Below are 13069 nucleotides of genomic sequence, written 5' to 3' on the forward strand. Positions count from 1 at the left end.
GCAGCAAGAAGAAGGGCATTTCATGCGTCGTGTGGTGATCATCGGCGGCGGGGCCATCGGCTCCGCCATCGCCTACTTCCTGACCCGCAGCCCCGAAGAGGAGCCCTTCGAGGTCACGGTGGTCGAGCGCGATTTCTCGTACAAACAGGCGTCGTCGGCACTGTCGGCCAGCTCGATCCGCCAGCAGTTCTCCACCGCCATCAACATCGAGATGTCGCTGTACGGCATCGACTTTTTCCGCAATCTCGGCGAGACGCTGCGCGTGGGCGACGACGTGCCCGATATTGGCCTGGTCGAGCCCGGCTACCTGTACCTTGCCTCGCTGGCCGGTGTCGATGTGCTGCGCGAGAACCACGCGATGCAGCAGGCGCATGCGGTGGACGTTGCGCTGATGGCGCCCGATGAGCTGAAGGCGCGCTTTCCGTGGATCTCGACCGAAGGGGTTGCGCTTGCCTCGCTGGGCCTCTCGGGCGAAGGCTGGTACGACGGTTACAGCCTGCTGCAGGCCTTTCGCAAGAAGGCGGCCTCGCAGGGTGTGCGCTATGTGCAGGCGCATGCGACGGGCTTGCGCCGCAACGGGCGCACCGTGACCGGTGTGCAACTCGACAGCGGCCAGACGTTGGAGGCAGACGTGGTCGTCAACGCCGCGGGCGCATGGGCTGCGAAGGTGGCGCAGTGGGCCGGCATCGATCTGCCCGTGCGCGGCCGCCGCCGCAGCGTGTTCAGCTTCTCGTGCCCCGACACGCTGCCCGGATGCCCGCTGGTGATCGACACCTCCGGCATCTGGCTGCGCCCCGAGGGCCGCCAGTTCATCTGCGGCTTCGCGCCACCCGAAGACCAGGACCACGACGATGCGCCGCTCGAGGTCGAGTACGAAGCCTTCGACAGCTTCATCTGGCCATCACTGGCCGAACGCGTGCCGGCCTTCGAAGCCATCCGCATGACAGGCGCATGGGCGGGCTACTACGAGATGAACGTGTTCGACCACAACGCCATCCTCGGCCTGCACCCGGACTGCGACAACCTCTACTTCGCCAATGGCTTCTCGGGCCACGGCCTGCAGCAGTGCCCGGCGGCTGGGCACGGCGTGGCGGAGCTGATCCGCTTCGGGGAATACCGCAGCCTCGACCTTTCGCCGGTGTCTTTCGCGCGCATTCTGGAGAACAGGCCGCTGCTGGAGAAGAACGTGATCTAGGCGGGGCCAAGGGGAGGGCGTACGATCTTCGCCAGAGAGGTGCACCTACCCATGACCGCACAGACACTGATCGATATCGCCCGCGCACTCGTCGCAGGCGACAAGGGCTTGCTCGCGATGGACGAGAGCAACGCCACCTGCAACAAGCGCTTCGCCACGCTGGGCATTCCGCAGACCGAGGCGGCGCGGCGCGACTGGCGCGAGCTGATCGTCACCGCGCCGGGGCTGGGCGACAGCATCAGCGGCGCCATCTTGTTCGACGAGACCATCCGCCAGAAGACCAACGCGGGTCAGCCCTTCGCCAAGGCGCTGGAGGGCGTGGGCATCATTCCCGGCATCAAGGTCGACACGGGAGCGAAGCCGCTGGCTGGTCATCCTGGCGAGACCGTCACCGAAGGGCTGGACGGTCTGCGCGAGCGCCTTGCCGAATACGCCGGCATGGGCGCGCGCTTTGCCAAGTGGCGCGGCGTGATCGCCATCGGCGACGGCCTGCCGACGCGCGCCTGCATTCGCGTCAATGCCCACGCGCTAGCTCGCTACGCCGCGCTGTGCCAGGAAGCAGGCCTGGTGCCCATCGTCGAACCCGAGGTGCTGATGGACGGCAATCATTCGCTCGCGCGGTGCGCCGAAGTTACCGAAGAAGTGCTGCACAAGACCTTCGCCGAACTGCGCGCACAGGGCGTGCTGCTCGAAGGCATGCTGCTGAAGCCGAACATGGTGCTGCCGGGGCAGAAGGCCTCCACGCAGGATTCTGTCGAGGCGGTCGCGGAGGCCACGGTCAACTGCCTGCTGCGCACCGTGCCTGCAGCAGTGCCCGGTGTGGCGTTTCTCTCGGGCGGCCAGTCGGCGCAGCTGGCTTCCGCACGGCTGAACGAAATGAACATCCGGTTCAAGTCGCGCATGCCGTGGGCGCTGGCCTTCTCGTTCTCCCGCGCGGTGCAGCAGCCCGCGCTCGATGCATGGAAGGGCGATGCCGCCAACGTGTCTGTTGCCCAACAAGCGCTGGTGCTCCGCACCCGGGCCAATCAGGCCGCGCGTCGCGGCGACTACAAAGAGGCATAGAGCCACGCATGACGACCCCTCAGGACCTGTACCGCCAGAAGCTGGCATCTCCCGCCGACGCCGTGCGCCAGGTGCGCAACGGCGACATGATCATCGTGCCGACGGGAGTCGGCGAGCCGCCCACGCTGCTCACGGCGCTGTCGGAGCATCGCCGCGATTTCCACGACGTGAAGGTCGCGCAGATTCTTGCGATGCGCAAGTACGCCTACATCGACCCCGAGACAGTCGAGCACGTGCGCCACGTCGCGTTGTTCTTCGGTGGGGCCTCCCGCGCGGGCGGGCAGGAGGGCTGGATCGACTTTTTGCCGAACTACTTCTCGGAGATTCCCACGCAGATCGAGCGCGGGCAGATGCCGGCCGACGTGGTCTTCAGCATGGCCTCGCCCATGGATGCGCACGGCTACTTTGCCCTGAGCCTGGGCGCCGACTACACGATGGCCGCGGTTGCCAGGGCGCGTGCCGTGGTGCTCGAGGTGAACCCGAACGTGCCCTTTGCCTGTGGCGCCTGCCATGTGCACATTTCGCAGGTGGCCGCGCTCGTGGAAAACGAGGCGCCGGTCATGGAAGTCGGCCTGCCGAAGATCGGGGTGGTGCAGGAAGCCATCGGCAAATACGTGGCCGACCTGATCGACGACGGCTCGACGCTGCAGATCGGCTATGGCGGTATTCCCGACGCGGTGGTGATGCAGCTAACGCACAAGCACGACCTGGGCATCCACACCGAGATGATCGGCGACGGCATTCTCACGCTGGTGGAGAGCGGGGCCGTGACCAATCGGCGCAAGAACTACCTGCCGGGCAAGTCGATCGCCACCTTCGCGCTGGGGTCGAGCAAGCTCTACCGCTTCATGGACCGCAACCCGGCGCTGGAGATGCACCCGGTGAACTTCACCAACGACCCGGCGCTGGCAGGGCTCAACGACAACCTCATCGCAATCAACGCGACGATGCAGATCGACCTGCTGGGCCAGTGCGGTTCGGAGAGCCTGGGCCACGCGCCGTACTCGGGCACGGGCGGGCAGTCGGACTTCGTGCGTGCCGCCAATCGTTCGCGCGGCGGCAAGGCTTTCATCGTGCTGCCTTCCACGGCCAAGGGCGACACCATCTCGCGCATCGTGCCCTCGCTGTCGCCGGGCACGCATGTGAGCACGAGCAAGAACGACATCAACTACGTGGTCACCGAATACGGCGTGGCCCAGTTGCGAGGTAAGTCGGCGAAGCAGCGGGCGCGCGAACTCATCGGCATCGCGCATCCGGCCTTCCGGGCGGAGCTGACGGAGCAGGCCAGGCGGCTGAAGCTGCTGTAGGCCTGCGGGTTGGCTATCAGCCGGCCTTGGCCGCCTTCACCAGCGAAGGCGTTGCCTTGTAGCTCTCCGGGAACAGCTTTTTCAGGTCGTCGATCTTCGGCATGTCGTTGATCGCGATGTAGGGCTGGCTCGGGTGCAGCGTCAGGTAGTCCTGGTGATAGTCCTCGGCCGCATAGAAGGGCTTGGACATCTCGACCGTGGTGGCCAGCTGCTTGCCGAAGGTCTTGGCCTGGTTCAGCTGTGCGATGTAGGCGGTGGCGATGCGCGCCTGCTCGGCGTTCTCGGCGAACACGGTGGAGCGGTATTGCGTGCCGGTGTCCGGGCCCTGGCGGTTGAGTTCGGTCGGGTCGTGCGCCACCGAGAAGTAGATCTGCAGCAGCTTGCCGTAGCTGACCTGCTGCGGGTCGTAGGTGATGCGCACCGATTCGGCATGGCCCGTGCGGCCCGAGCCGACTTCGTCGTAGCGCGCCGTCTTGGCGTCGCCACCGGCGTAGCCCGATACGGCATTGCTCACGCCCTTGACGCGCTGGAACACGCCCTGAACGCCCCAGAAGCAGCCGCCGGCGAACACGGCGGTTTCGGTCTTTGCGGCCGGCGGTGCCACGAGGTCTGCCGTGGGCGCGGGCACCCGGCGGGCGGTTTCGGCGAACGAAGGCACTGCGTGCCAGACCAGCGCGGCGGCAGCCAGCGTGCCGGCGGTGAGTGCGAGGGATTTCATGAGGGCTCCTTGAGGGCGAGTTTCGGTGGCTGGATAGCCGGTTGGCGCGACATTGACGCCGAATCTGCCGGGCGTCAATGGCGTTTGCGGGTTGCTCTGCTTACTTCTTCATCTCGTCCTTGCCCATGCTGTCCTTCTTCATGGCGTCCTTGGACATCGAGTCTTTGGCCATCGAGTCCTTCTTCATGGCGTCCTTCGACATGGAGTCCTTCGCCATCGAGTCTTTCTTCATGCCGTCCTTGGACATCGAGTCCTTGGCCATGCCGTCTTTCGCCATTTCGTCTGCGGCGAAAGCCGAGGCGCCGGCGAAGGCCATACAGGTTGCGAGCAGGGTTGCGGTGAGCTTGTTCATTGGAGTCTTCCTGGGTTGAGTTTGGATTTCGTTTCAAAGATCGGCCTGGTTACAGTGAACTGGGCCTTGCGCTTTCTTCGGCAGTCGAGCGGCTGTGTCGGCCCCTCAGCTCCCTCCGAACCAGTTGTAGCCCTGGTCTTCCCAGTAGCCACCTGTGTAGGTGTTGGTGACGAACATCGCCTTGATGTGCTTCGGGTTCTTGTAGCCAAGCTTGGTCGGCATGCGCAGCTTCATCGGAAAGCCGTACTTGGGCGGCAGCGGCTGGCCGTCGTAGGTCAGCGTCAGCAGCGTCTGCGGATGCAGCGCGGTGGGCATGTCGATGCTGGTGTAGTAGTCGTCCGCGCACTTGAAGCCGACATACTTGGCCGTCAGGTCGGCGCCGACGTGGCGCAGGAAGTCGGCAAAACGCACGCCACCCCATTTGCCGATGGCGCTCCAGCCTTCCACGCAGATGTGGCGCGTGATCTGGTCGTGCTGCGGCATGGCGCGCAACTCGGCCAGCGTCCAGGCATGCTTGTCGGCGACCATGCCGGTCACTTCGAGCTTGTAGCTGGCTTCGTCTACTTCGCGCACCTCGTCTTCGCCGTAGTAGGCGTTGAACGGAAAGGGGCGCGTGATCTCGGCTTCGGTGTACGTCGGGGCAAGCTGCGTCGGGCTGAAGATCAGGCCCTGCACCTTGTCGTTGAAGCGCGAGATCTTCGTGAGCGCGGCTTCCACCTGCGCGTTGTCGCTGATGCTGCAGCCCGTGAGCAGCGAGAGGCCACCGAGCGTGAGCGAGCGTTGCAGGAAGGCGCGACGCGAAGGCTGGTCGAGCTTCTTCGCAATCAGCGTGCGGGCTTCGCGCAGCACGGCGTCGCCGTCAATGCCGCTCAGGGTGGGGGCTTTAAAGATTTTCATCAGGCTTTTGGCGCACGGCCGCGGATCATGGTGAGGAGGGTGCGGGGCACCAGGGCCACCATCACCAGATGCACGACGACGAAGGCGACGATGGCCGCCATCGCAAAGAAGTGGATGCGGCGCGCAAACTCGTAGCCGCCCAGCAGGTCGCGAAGCACGGCGAACTGCACCGACTTCCACAGCACCAGGCCCGACAGCACGATCACGATCAGGTCGAGCATCACGAACAGGTAGGCCAGCTTCTGCACGCTGTTGTAGTGGCGCGGGTCGGCGTGCGAGAGCTTGCCCTTCAGCGCGGCCAGCGCGTCGTGCCAGATGCCGGCCGGCGTTACTGGGAAGAACTTGCGGGCAAGCCGGCCGCTGGCGATGTTCATGGCCAGGTACACGAAGCCGTTGAACACCAGCAGCCACATGGCCGCAAAGTGCCACTGCAGCGCGCCGCCGAGCCAGCCGCCAAGCGTGATGACGGTCGGGATGGTGAAAGGGAAGAACGGCGCCGCGTCATAGATGCGCCAGCCGCTCGTCACCAGGATCACCACGGCCAGCGCGTTGAGCCAGTGCGTGATGCGCATCCACAGCGGATGGACGGGACGGCGATCGACCTCGGGGGCCGGCTCGGCGAGTGGGGCGATGGCTGTGCTGTTCATGGGGCGGATTGTTGGGCGCACCCCATGGCCGATTCATCACGCAAAGTTCAATTAATCGTGATAACTCCGCAAGCCGTATCGCAGGACAATGGCGCCCTATGGACACCTCCAAGCGCGTGCTGATCGTCGAAGACGACGCCCACATTGCCGAACTCCTGCGCATGCATCTGCGCGACGAAGGCTATGCGGTCGAGCACGCCGCCGACGGCCACGCCGGCCTGCGCGAGCTGGAGCGCGGCAACTGGGACGCGCTGGTGCTCGACCTGATGCTGCCCGGCATCGACGGCCTCGAAATCTGCCGCCGCGCCCGCGCCATGACGCGCTACACGCCGATCATCATCATCAGTGCCCGCTCGAGCGAGGTGCACCGCATCCTCGGGCTGGAGCTGGGCGCCGACGATTACCTGGCCAAGCCCTTCTCGGTGCTGGAACTGGTGGCGCGCGTGAAGGCGCTGCTGCGGCGCACCGACGCGCTGGCGCGCAATGCGCGCATGGAGTCGGGCAGCCTCACGCTCGGCAATCTCGACATCGAGCCGCTGGCGCGCGAGGTGCGCGTGGACGGCAAGCTCATCGAGCTCACGCCGCGCGAGTTCGACCTGCTCTACTTCTTTGCTCGGAACCCCGGCAAGGTGTTCTCGCGGCTCGACCTGCTCAACCAGGTTTGGGGCTACCAGCACGACGGCTACGAGCACACCGTCAACACGCACATCAACCGGCTGCGCACCAAGGTCGAGGCCGATCCGGCGGAGCCACGGCGCATCCTCACGGTATGGGGGCGGGGCTACAAGCTGTCGGCCACCGCGACCGGGGAGGACTCTGCGTGATGGCGTGGGCCACGCTGTCGCGGCGGCTATCGGCCGTGTTCGCGGTGCTGCTGCTGGTGTGCTGCGGGGCCTCGGCGTGGCTGCAGATGCGCTCCAACGGCATTCACGAACAGGAGGTCATCCAGCGCCTGTCGCTCGGGCTCGCGGCGCACATCGCCGAGAACTCCGAGCTCATGAAGCCTGGCGGACTCAACCAGGAGGCGGTGAAGGATCTTTTCGACAAGCTCATGGCCGTCAACCCGAGCGTGGAGGTCTATCTGCTGGGGCTGGACGGCCGCATCAAGGCGCAGGCCGCACCGCTCGGGCACCTGAAGCGCGACAAGGTCGAGCTGGGGCCGATCCGCAAGCTGCTGTCGGGTGCGCCGCTGCCCATCGGCGGCGACGATCCGCGAAGTCTTGCCGCGTCCAAGGTGTTCAGCGCCGCGCCGCTGCGCATGGACGGGCGCGACGTGGGATACGTCTACGTGGTGCTGCAGGGCGAAGACCACGACGCGCTGGTCGCCAATGCGGCGACCGACAACGTGCTGCGCACCACGCTGTGGTCGATGGGGCTGGTGGCGCTGCTCGGGCTGCTTGCGGGCCTTGCGGCTTTCCGCCTCATCACGCGGCCGCTGCGCGAGCTGACCTCGGCCGTCAAGCGCTTCGAGACAGAAGGCATCGCCTCGCTCGAAAGCGAGGCTCCCACGCTGGAGCGCCTCTCCCACGGCAGCGACGAAATCGCGCAGCTGGGCCAGGCCTTCACGCAGATGACGCGTCGCATCGCCGAGCAATGGCGCGAGCTGACCCTGCAAGACCAGCAGCGCCGCGAGCTGTTCGCCAACATCTCGCACGACCTGCGCACGCCGCTCACCTCGCTGCACGGGTATCTCGAAACGCTGCTGCTCAAGGCCGGCTCGCTCAGCGAGGAAGAGCGCCGGCGCTATCTGGAAATCGCGCTGGGCCAGAGCCGCAAGGTCGGCCGCCTCGCGCAGGAAGTGTTCGAACTGGCACGCCTCGAATACGGCGTGGTCAAGCCCGAGAAGGAAAACTTCGCACTCGCCGATCTCGTGCAGGACGTGTTCCAGAAGTTCGAGCTGGCTGCCGAGGCGAGGCACCAACGCCTCAAGCCCGACATCGCGCCGGGCCTGCCGGTGGTGTCGGCCGACCTCGGCATGATCGAGCGCGTGCTGACCAACCTGCTCGACAACGCGATCCGCCACACGCCCGAGGGCGGCGAAATCGTGGTGCAGCTGCGTGCCGAGAACGCAGGCGTGACGGTTCAGGTGAGCGACACGGGCCCCGGCATTCCGGGCGAACTGCAGCCGGCCCTGTTCATGCGCCCCGTGTTCATGAGCGGATCGCGCACCGACAGCGCGAGCAGCGGCGGGCTGGGCCTGGTGATCGTGAAGCGCATCTTGCAGCTGCACGGCAGCGACATACGGCTGGTGCAGCAGCCGGACAAGGGCGCGGTGTTCCGCTTTCAGCTGGGTGGTGCGGCAAGCGCCTGAAAGGCTTGCAGGTTTGCCTGCGCGTGGGTGACGATGCTGCAAGAACAGCACAACCCTCACGCAAGGAGACAAGCCAGATGCCAGCCTTCGAAACCGTCCTGATCGACAAGGACCCGCAGCACCCGCGCATCGCGCGCCTCGTACTCAACCGGCCCGAGAAGCTCAACGCCATCGGCGAGACCACGCCTTCGGAGATTCGACGCGCGGTCGAATGGGCCGAAGCCGATGACGAGGTGCATGTGATCGTGGTCGAAGGCGCAGGCCGCGCCTTCTGCGCCGGCTACGACCTCGGCGACTATGCCGAAGGCCACGGGCGCGAAGGGCAGGGCGACCACCCCTGCCGGCAAGAGAAAACGCCGTGGGACCCGATGCTCGACTACGCCGCCATGAAGCGCAACACCGACGACTTCATGGCCCTGTGGCGCAGCCGCAAGCCCACCATCGCCAAGGTGCACGGCTACGCGGTGGCGGGCGGCAGCGACATCGCGCTGTGCTGCGACCTGCTGACCATGGCCGACGATGCGCGCATCGGCTACATGCCCACGCGCGTGTGGGGCTGCCCGACCACCGCGATGTGGACCTATCGCCTCGGTGCCATGCGCGCCAAGCAGCTCATGTTCACGGGCGACACCATTGCCGGCACGCAGGCGGCCGATTGGGGTCTCGCCAATTTCTCGGTGCCCGCCGATCAGCTCGACGACGCCACGCTGAAGCTCGCACTGCGCATCGCGGGCGTGCCGCGTTCGCACTTGATGATGCACAAGCTGGTCGTCAACCAGGTCTGGCATTCGATGGGGCTGGAGCAGAGCCAGATGTTCGCGACCGTGTTCGACGGCATCACGCGCCATAACCCCGAGGGGATGTGGTTCAGGCGCCAGGCGGAGGCCGAGGGCTTCAAGAGCGCGGTGCAGTGGCGTGACAGCGGCCGGCCGATTCCCGAGGGCGACGAAGCCCGCGCACGCATTGCCGAGCTCGAAGCGAAGCTGGCAGCGCGCGGCTGATCTGGCACGGGCAGGCGCCGGTGCGCGCCGATGGCCCTTTGTCGCGTGGTGCATGTCACGCGACCGACACCTCCCCCTTCGATGATCCGGCGCGCCTGCCGCCAACCTGCTTGGCAGCCAAAGGCAGGCGTATTTACATCGATAGAAACAAATGGGGGGAATTTCAATGCAGTTGTTAACTTTTTCCAGGACCACTCTGGCGGCTTGTGCCTGCGCGTTCATGGCGGCATGCGGTGGTGGCAGTGGCGGCGGCATGCCCGCGCTACCCGATGCGCCGGCGTCACCGCCGGCGGCGCCTCCTGCGCCGGCCCCGGCTCCAGCGCCAGTGGAGGCGGCACCCGTGCTCGTCATCGGTCATCGCGGCGCTTCGGCGCAGCGGCCTGAACATACGCTGGCCTCGTACCAGCAGGCCATCGACGACGGAGCTGACTTCATCGAACCCGACCTGGTGCCCACCAAGGACGGCGAACTGGTCGCCCGCCACGAGAACGCCATTGCCATCGTCGACGCAGCCGGCACCGTGATCGAGGCCACCACCAACGTGGCCGACGTGCCGAAGTTCGCCGGCCGCAAGGCCACCAAGGTCATCGATGGCATCTCGATCACAGGCTGGTTCACCGAGGACTTCACGCTGGCCGAACTCAAGGAGCTGAAGGCCCGCGAGCGCATTCCGAAGCTGCGCCCGGCCAACGTGTCGTACAACGACCAGTTCCAGGTGCCCACGCTCGACGAAGTGATCCAGCTCGCCAAGGCCCAGTCTGTGGCCAAGGGTCGCGTGATCGGCATCTACCCCGAGACCAAGCACCCGACCTACTTCCGCTCGATCGGCCTGCCGCTGGAGAAGAGGCTGCTCGACACCCTGCAGAAGCACGACCTGAACAAGGCTGATGCGCCGGTGTTCGTGCAGTCTTTCGAGACCGGCAACCTGAAGGACATCCGCCTGAAGAGCACGGTGAAGATCGTCCAGCTCATCGACGGGCAGGGGGCGCCCTACGACCTCGTGGCCCTGAGCGACAAGCGCACGTATGCCGATCTTGTGAAGCCCGAGGGCCTGGCCGAGATCGCAGCTTATGCGCAGGGCGTCGGCACGGCCAAGGCACGCGTGATCCCGGTGGTCGACGGCAAGCTCGGCACGCCGACCACGCTCGTGAAGGACGCGCACGACAAGAAGCTGCTGGTCCACGTCTGGACGATCCGCCCCGAGAACAACTTCCTGCCGGACAGCCTCAAGAGAGCGCCGAAGGCCGACCCGATCATGCAAGGCGACACCGCCGGGGAAATCAAGGCGTTCCTCGACGCCGGCATCGACGGCCTCTTCGCCGACAGCCCCGTCACGGCGGTGCCGGTGGTCAAGGCGTATCGGGCGGCGCGGTCGAGGTAGGAGCGCGCAAGAGGCGGTGGTTGGCGCTCAGTCCTTGCGGCGGGTGACGACCACCGTCGCTTCGAGTCCCTCGTAGGCCTCGGCGTCGCCATACCAACTGCCCGAGATGGGCGCTGCCTGCGCCGGGTCGCGCGTGACGCCGACACGGATCAGCTGGCCGCTGCCCATCAGGTTGTTGGTCGGATCGAAGGCCAGCCAGCCGATGCCCGGCAGATAGGCCTGCAGCCAGGCGTGCGTGGTGCCGGCGCCGGTCATCGATTCGCCCTTGGTCTGGGCGGCGTTGTCGAGCGCGGCGTCGTAGAGATAGCCGGAGACGAAGCGAGTGGCAATGCCCAGGCGCCGCGCGGCTTCCATCATCAGCAGGGCGTAGTCGCGGCAGCTGCCGCTGCCGAGCGCCAGCGTGACGAGCGGCGTTTGCGTGCCTTCCTCGTCGCGCGCCTTGTATTCGAGGCTCTGGCCGATGTGCGCGTTCATGCGCGTGAGCACCTCACGCGTGCTGTTGGGCTTGTCGGTATGCAGGAACTGGTGGGCCCAGCGGATCAGCGTGCCCTGGTTGTCGTCGTCGTGGTGCGGGCGCAGGTAGTGCTCGAGGTCGAGGCGCTCCTGCACCGAATAGGCGAAGGGCAAGAATTCGGCGGCGGGGTCGAGCGCCAACTGGTCCTGCTGCGCCGGCACGTGCTCGATGGTGAAAGAGCACACGATGCGCAGCTCGGTCGCCTCGCCCATGGGCTGCACCAGCGCCACGGAATTGGAATGCGGGTCTTGAATGAGCCGGGTGAAGGCCTGCGGGCTCACCTGCAGGTCGGTGGCCAGCACGCGCAGGTCGTGGCTGTCGCGCGGACGGAACATCACGCGGTGCAGGCCGAAGGTGACCGGCTTGTTGTAGCGATAGACGGTGGTGTGCTTGATGTCGTACTGGATGGCCATGCGGTGCATTCTCAGCGTTCGCGTGGCAAAACGGTGGATTGGCGTGAGCACATGCCGCAGAATCGGCGCCCGTCCGGGCTCTGCCCGGGTCCATTCGGGTTCATTCACCCAGGAGATTCCGGCTCGCCATGTACTCCGCCACCTTCATCTTCGCCAAGAAGCAATTCGACGACGAATTCCACCGTCTCGACCAGACCATCGCCGCGGCAGCGAAGTCGCTGCCCGGCTACCTGGGCGAGGAAACATGGGAGAACACGGGCAACGGGCTGGTGTCGAACGTCTACTACTGGGACTCGCTCGACAGCCTGCAGGCGTTGATCCGCCACCCCGTGCACCAGCAGGCCAAGGCGGCGCAGGCGAACTGGCTCGACGGGTACAAGGTGGTGATCTCCGAGGTGCTGCGCACCTATGGGGACAGCCGTATCGATCACCTGCTGGCGCCTTCGGGGCAGGGCGCCGCTTAGCCCATGCCCGAATCGTTCGGTCTCGTTCAAGTGCTGGGCGGGCTGGCGATCGGCATCTTTTCGGGTGCGATGGCCGGCCTGCTCGGTGTGAGCCCCGGCGGGGCGCTGGTGCCCGCGCTGGCGTTGATGCCCGGGCTGGGGCAGCATGATGCGCAGGCCATTTCGCTCGCAGCGCAGCTGGTGCCGACCAGCCTGGCGGGGTTTCTGCGCTACCGGGTGTCGGGGCATGGGGCCTCGTGGCGTACGGTGGTCTGGATCTCGTTCGGGTTTCTGGCTGGGGCTTATGCGGGCGCGCGTGGAGCGAGTCATGTCGCCGATGCGGCGCTGCGGTGGATGTTCGTGGGGTATCTGCTGGTGCTGGCGACGCTGGTCGTGCTGAAGTCGCCTGCGAAGACCGCGGGTGTCGAGGCGGCGCAGGTCGAAGAGCCACGCGGAGCAGTCGTCGCGCTGGTGGTCGTTGGCATGGTCGCGGGCGCATCGTCGGGGTTGCTGGGCATCGGCGGCGGGCTGGCCATCACGGCGCTGCTGACGGTGGCGCTGCATTACTCGCAGCACCGGGCGCAAGCGGTGAGCCTGGCGATCAACGCGCTGCCGCTGGCGTTGCCGGCAGTGCTTGTCTACGCCAGCGTCGCCAGCGGGCTGCCCTGGGTGCTGCTGGGCTTTGTCGTGCTGGGGCTGTGGATCGGCACGGCGGCCGGGGCGCGGCTGGCGACCCGGCTGGAGGAGCAGGCGCTGCGCAAGTACTTCTTCGTGCTGGTGATCTGCATGGCGCTGCTGATGGCCTGGCGGGCATCGGGCGCGGGCTGA

General features: G+C 66.3%; 14 protein-coding genes. 9 read left to right on the top strand and 5 right to left on the bottom strand.

The genetic code is table 11. The features are described 5' to 3' along the window. Nucleotides 1-22 precede the first annotated feature (22 nt). From ACN9MV_RS14840 to ACN9MV_RS14850, 3 genes are read left to right on the top strand one after another with little or no spacing between them, the layout of a single operon-like run. The gene (locus ACN9MV_RS14840; protein WP_426392908.1) at nucleotides 23-1195 is read left to right on the top strand and encodes an NAD(P)/FAD-dependent oxidoreductase; all 1173 of its coding nucleotides are present in this window, start codon (nucleotides 23-25) and stop codon (nucleotides 1193-1195) included. A 51-nt stretch (nucleotides 1196-1246) separates the two neighbouring features. Then, complete coding sequence (locus ACN9MV_RS14845) at nucleotides 1247-2257, top strand: class I fructose-bisphosphate aldolase (RefSeq protein WP_426392909.1); 1011 nt, start codon at nucleotides 1247-1249, stop codon at nucleotides 2255-2257. A gap of 8 nt (nucleotides 2258-2265) precedes the next feature. After that, complete coding sequence (locus ACN9MV_RS14850; RefSeq protein ID WP_426392911.1) at nucleotides 2266-3564, top strand: acetyl-CoA hydrolase/transferase family protein; 1299 nt, start codon at nucleotides 2266-2268, stop codon at nucleotides 3562-3564. 16 nt (nucleotides 3565-3580) lie between these two features. Here ACN9MV_RS14850 and msrA read toward each other — a convergent pair whose 3' ends face one another. The 4 genes from msrA to ACN9MV_RS14870 all read right to left on the bottom strand — a co-directional run bounded on the left by msrA (nucleotide 3581) and on the right by ACN9MV_RS14870 (nucleotide 6178). Next, nucleotides 3581-4282: a peptide-methionine (S)-S-oxide reductase MsrA gene (gene msrA / locus ACN9MV_RS14855; RefSeq protein WP_093054545.1), complete on the bottom strand. Its 702-nt coding sequence runs from the start codon at nucleotides 4280-4282 to the stop codon at nucleotides 3581-3583. Nucleotides 4283-4382: 100 nt separating this feature from the next. Continuing rightward, nucleotides 4383-4634, bottom strand: a complete 252-nt coding sequence (locus ACN9MV_RS14860; RefSeq protein WP_093173986.1) for a pentapeptide MXKDX repeat protein — start codon at nucleotides 4632-4634, stop codon at nucleotides 4383-4385. Nucleotides 4635-4739: 105 nt separating this feature from the next. Continuing rightward, a complete protein-coding gene (locus tag ACN9MV_RS14865) occupies nucleotides 4740-5531 on the bottom strand; it encodes a molybdopterin-binding protein (RefSeq protein WP_426392912.1) in 792 nt (263 codons plus the stop codon). Next, complete coding sequence (locus ACN9MV_RS14870) at nucleotides 5531-6178, bottom strand: cytochrome b/b6 domain-containing protein (protein WP_426392913.1); 648 nt, start codon at nucleotides 6176-6178, stop codon at nucleotides 5531-5533. Before ACN9MV_RS14870 ends, ACN9MV_RS14865 begins: the two co-directional genes overlap by 1 nt. A 98-nt stretch (nucleotides 6179-6276) precedes the next feature. Between ACN9MV_RS14870 and ACN9MV_RS14875 the strand changes: the two genes are divergently transcribed. The 4 genes from ACN9MV_RS14875 to ACN9MV_RS14890 all read left to right on the top strand — a co-directional run bounded on the left by ACN9MV_RS14875 (nucleotide 6277) and on the right by ACN9MV_RS14890 (nucleotide 10871). Continuing rightward, nucleotides 6277-7002: a response regulator transcription factor gene (locus ACN9MV_RS14875; RefSeq protein ID WP_093074754.1), complete on the top strand. Its 726-nt coding sequence runs from the start codon at nucleotides 6277-6279 to the stop codon at nucleotides 7000-7002. Continuing rightward, nucleotides 7002-8489, top strand: coding sequence for a sensor histidine kinase (locus ACN9MV_RS14880; protein ID WP_177192739.1), 1488 nt, complete (start codon nucleotides 7002-7004; stop codon nucleotides 8487-8489). Before ACN9MV_RS14875 ends, ACN9MV_RS14880 begins: the two co-directional genes overlap by 1 nt. A 77-nt stretch (nucleotides 8490-8566) precedes the next feature. Continuing rightward, nucleotides 8567-9490 carry a crotonase/enoyl-CoA hydratase family protein gene (locus ACN9MV_RS14885; RefSeq protein WP_426392914.1) on the top strand — a complete coding sequence of 308 codons (924 nt, stop codon included), beginning with the start codon at nucleotides 8567-8569 and terminating at the stop codon, nucleotides 9488-9490. Nucleotides 9491-9656: 166 nt separating this feature from the next. Beyond that, the gene (locus tag ACN9MV_RS14890) at nucleotides 9657-10871 is read left to right on the top strand and encodes a glycerophosphodiester phosphodiesterase (protein ID WP_426392916.1); all 1215 of its coding nucleotides are present in this window, start codon (nucleotides 9657-9659) and stop codon (nucleotides 10869-10871) included. Between the two features lie 27 nt (nucleotides 10872-10898). Here ACN9MV_RS14890 and ACN9MV_RS14895 read toward each other — a convergent pair whose 3' ends face one another. Beyond that, entirely contained in the window at nucleotides 10899-11798 is a 900-nt protein-coding gene (locus ACN9MV_RS14895) for a transglutaminase family protein (RefSeq protein ID WP_256216665.1), read from the bottom strand. A 128-nt stretch (nucleotides 11799-11926) separates the two neighbouring features. Here ACN9MV_RS14895 and ACN9MV_RS14900 point away from each other — a divergent pair, with 128 nt between their 5' ends. Together ACN9MV_RS14900 and ACN9MV_RS14905 are read left to right on the top strand one after the other, a co-directional pair. After that, nucleotides 11927-12262, top strand: a complete 336-nt coding sequence (locus ACN9MV_RS14900) for an antibiotic biosynthesis monooxygenase family protein (RefSeq protein WP_093054564.1) — start codon at nucleotides 11927-11929, stop codon at nucleotides 12260-12262. A 3-nt stretch (nucleotides 12263-12265) separates the two neighbouring features. Then, nucleotides 12266-13069, top strand: a complete 804-nt coding sequence (locus ACN9MV_RS14905) for a sulfite exporter TauE/SafE family protein (protein ID WP_426392918.1) — start codon at nucleotides 12266-12268, stop codon at nucleotides 13067-13069.

The sequence above is a fragment of the Variovorax sp. R-27 genome, assembly GCF_049913215.1.
Lineage (GTDB): Bacteria > Pseudomonadota > Gammaproteobacteria > Burkholderiales > Burkholderiaceae_C > Variovorax.

Bases quoted from the DNA above. Each gene is read 5' to 3' on its own strand.
- ACN9MV_RS14860 (WP_093173986.1), bottom strand. From the start codon at position 4,634: ATGAACAAGCTCACCGCAACCCTGCTCGCAACCTGTATGGCCTTCGCC.
- ACN9MV_RS14885 (WP_426392914.1), top strand. From the start codon at position 8,567: ATGCCAGCCTTCGAAACCGTCCTGATCGACAAGGACCCGCAGCACCCG.
- ACN9MV_RS14895 (WP_256216665.1), bottom strand. From the start codon at position 11,798: ATGGCCATCCAGTACGACATCAAGCACACCACCGTCTATCGCTACAAC.
- ACN9MV_RS14850 (WP_426392911.1), top strand. From the start codon at position 2,266: ATGACGACCCCTCAGGACCTGTACCGCCAGAAGCTGGCATCTCCCGCC.
- ACN9MV_RS14870 (WP_426392913.1), bottom strand. From the start codon at position 6,178: ATGAACAGCACAGCCATCGCCCCACTCGCCGAGCCGGCCCCCGAGGTC.
- ACN9MV_RS14875 (WP_093074754.1), top strand. From the start codon at position 6,277: ATGGACACCTCCAAGCGCGTGCTGATCGTCGAAGACGACGCCCACATT.
- ACN9MV_RS14865 (WP_426392912.1), bottom strand. From the start codon at position 5,531: ATGAAAATCTTTAAAGCCCCCACCCTGAGCGGCATTGACGGCGACGCC.
- ACN9MV_RS14845 (WP_426392909.1), top strand. From the start codon at position 1,247: ATGACCGCACAGACACTGATCGATATCGCCCGCGCACTCGTCGCAGGC.
- ACN9MV_RS14840 (WP_426392908.1), top strand. From the start codon at position 23: ATGCGTCGTGTGGTGATCATCGGCGGCGGGGCCATCGGCTCCGCCATC.
- msrA (WP_093054545.1), bottom strand. From the start codon at position 4,282: ATGAAATCCCTCGCACTCACCGCCGGCACGCTGGCTGCCGCCGCGCTG.
- ACN9MV_RS14890 (WP_426392916.1), top strand. From the start codon at position 9,657: ATGCAGTTGTTAACTTTTTCCAGGACCACTCTGGCGGCTTGTGCCTGC.
- ACN9MV_RS14900 (WP_093054564.1), top strand. From the start codon at position 11,927: ATGTACTCCGCCACCTTCATCTTCGCCAAGAAGCAATTCGACGACGAA.
- ACN9MV_RS14905 (WP_426392918.1), top strand. From the start codon at position 12,266: ATGCCCGAATCGTTCGGTCTCGTTCAAGTGCTGGGCGGGCTGGCGATC.
- ACN9MV_RS14880 (WP_177192739.1), top strand. From the start codon at position 7,002: ATGGCGTGGGCCACGCTGTCGCGGCGGCTATCGGCCGTGTTCGCGGTG.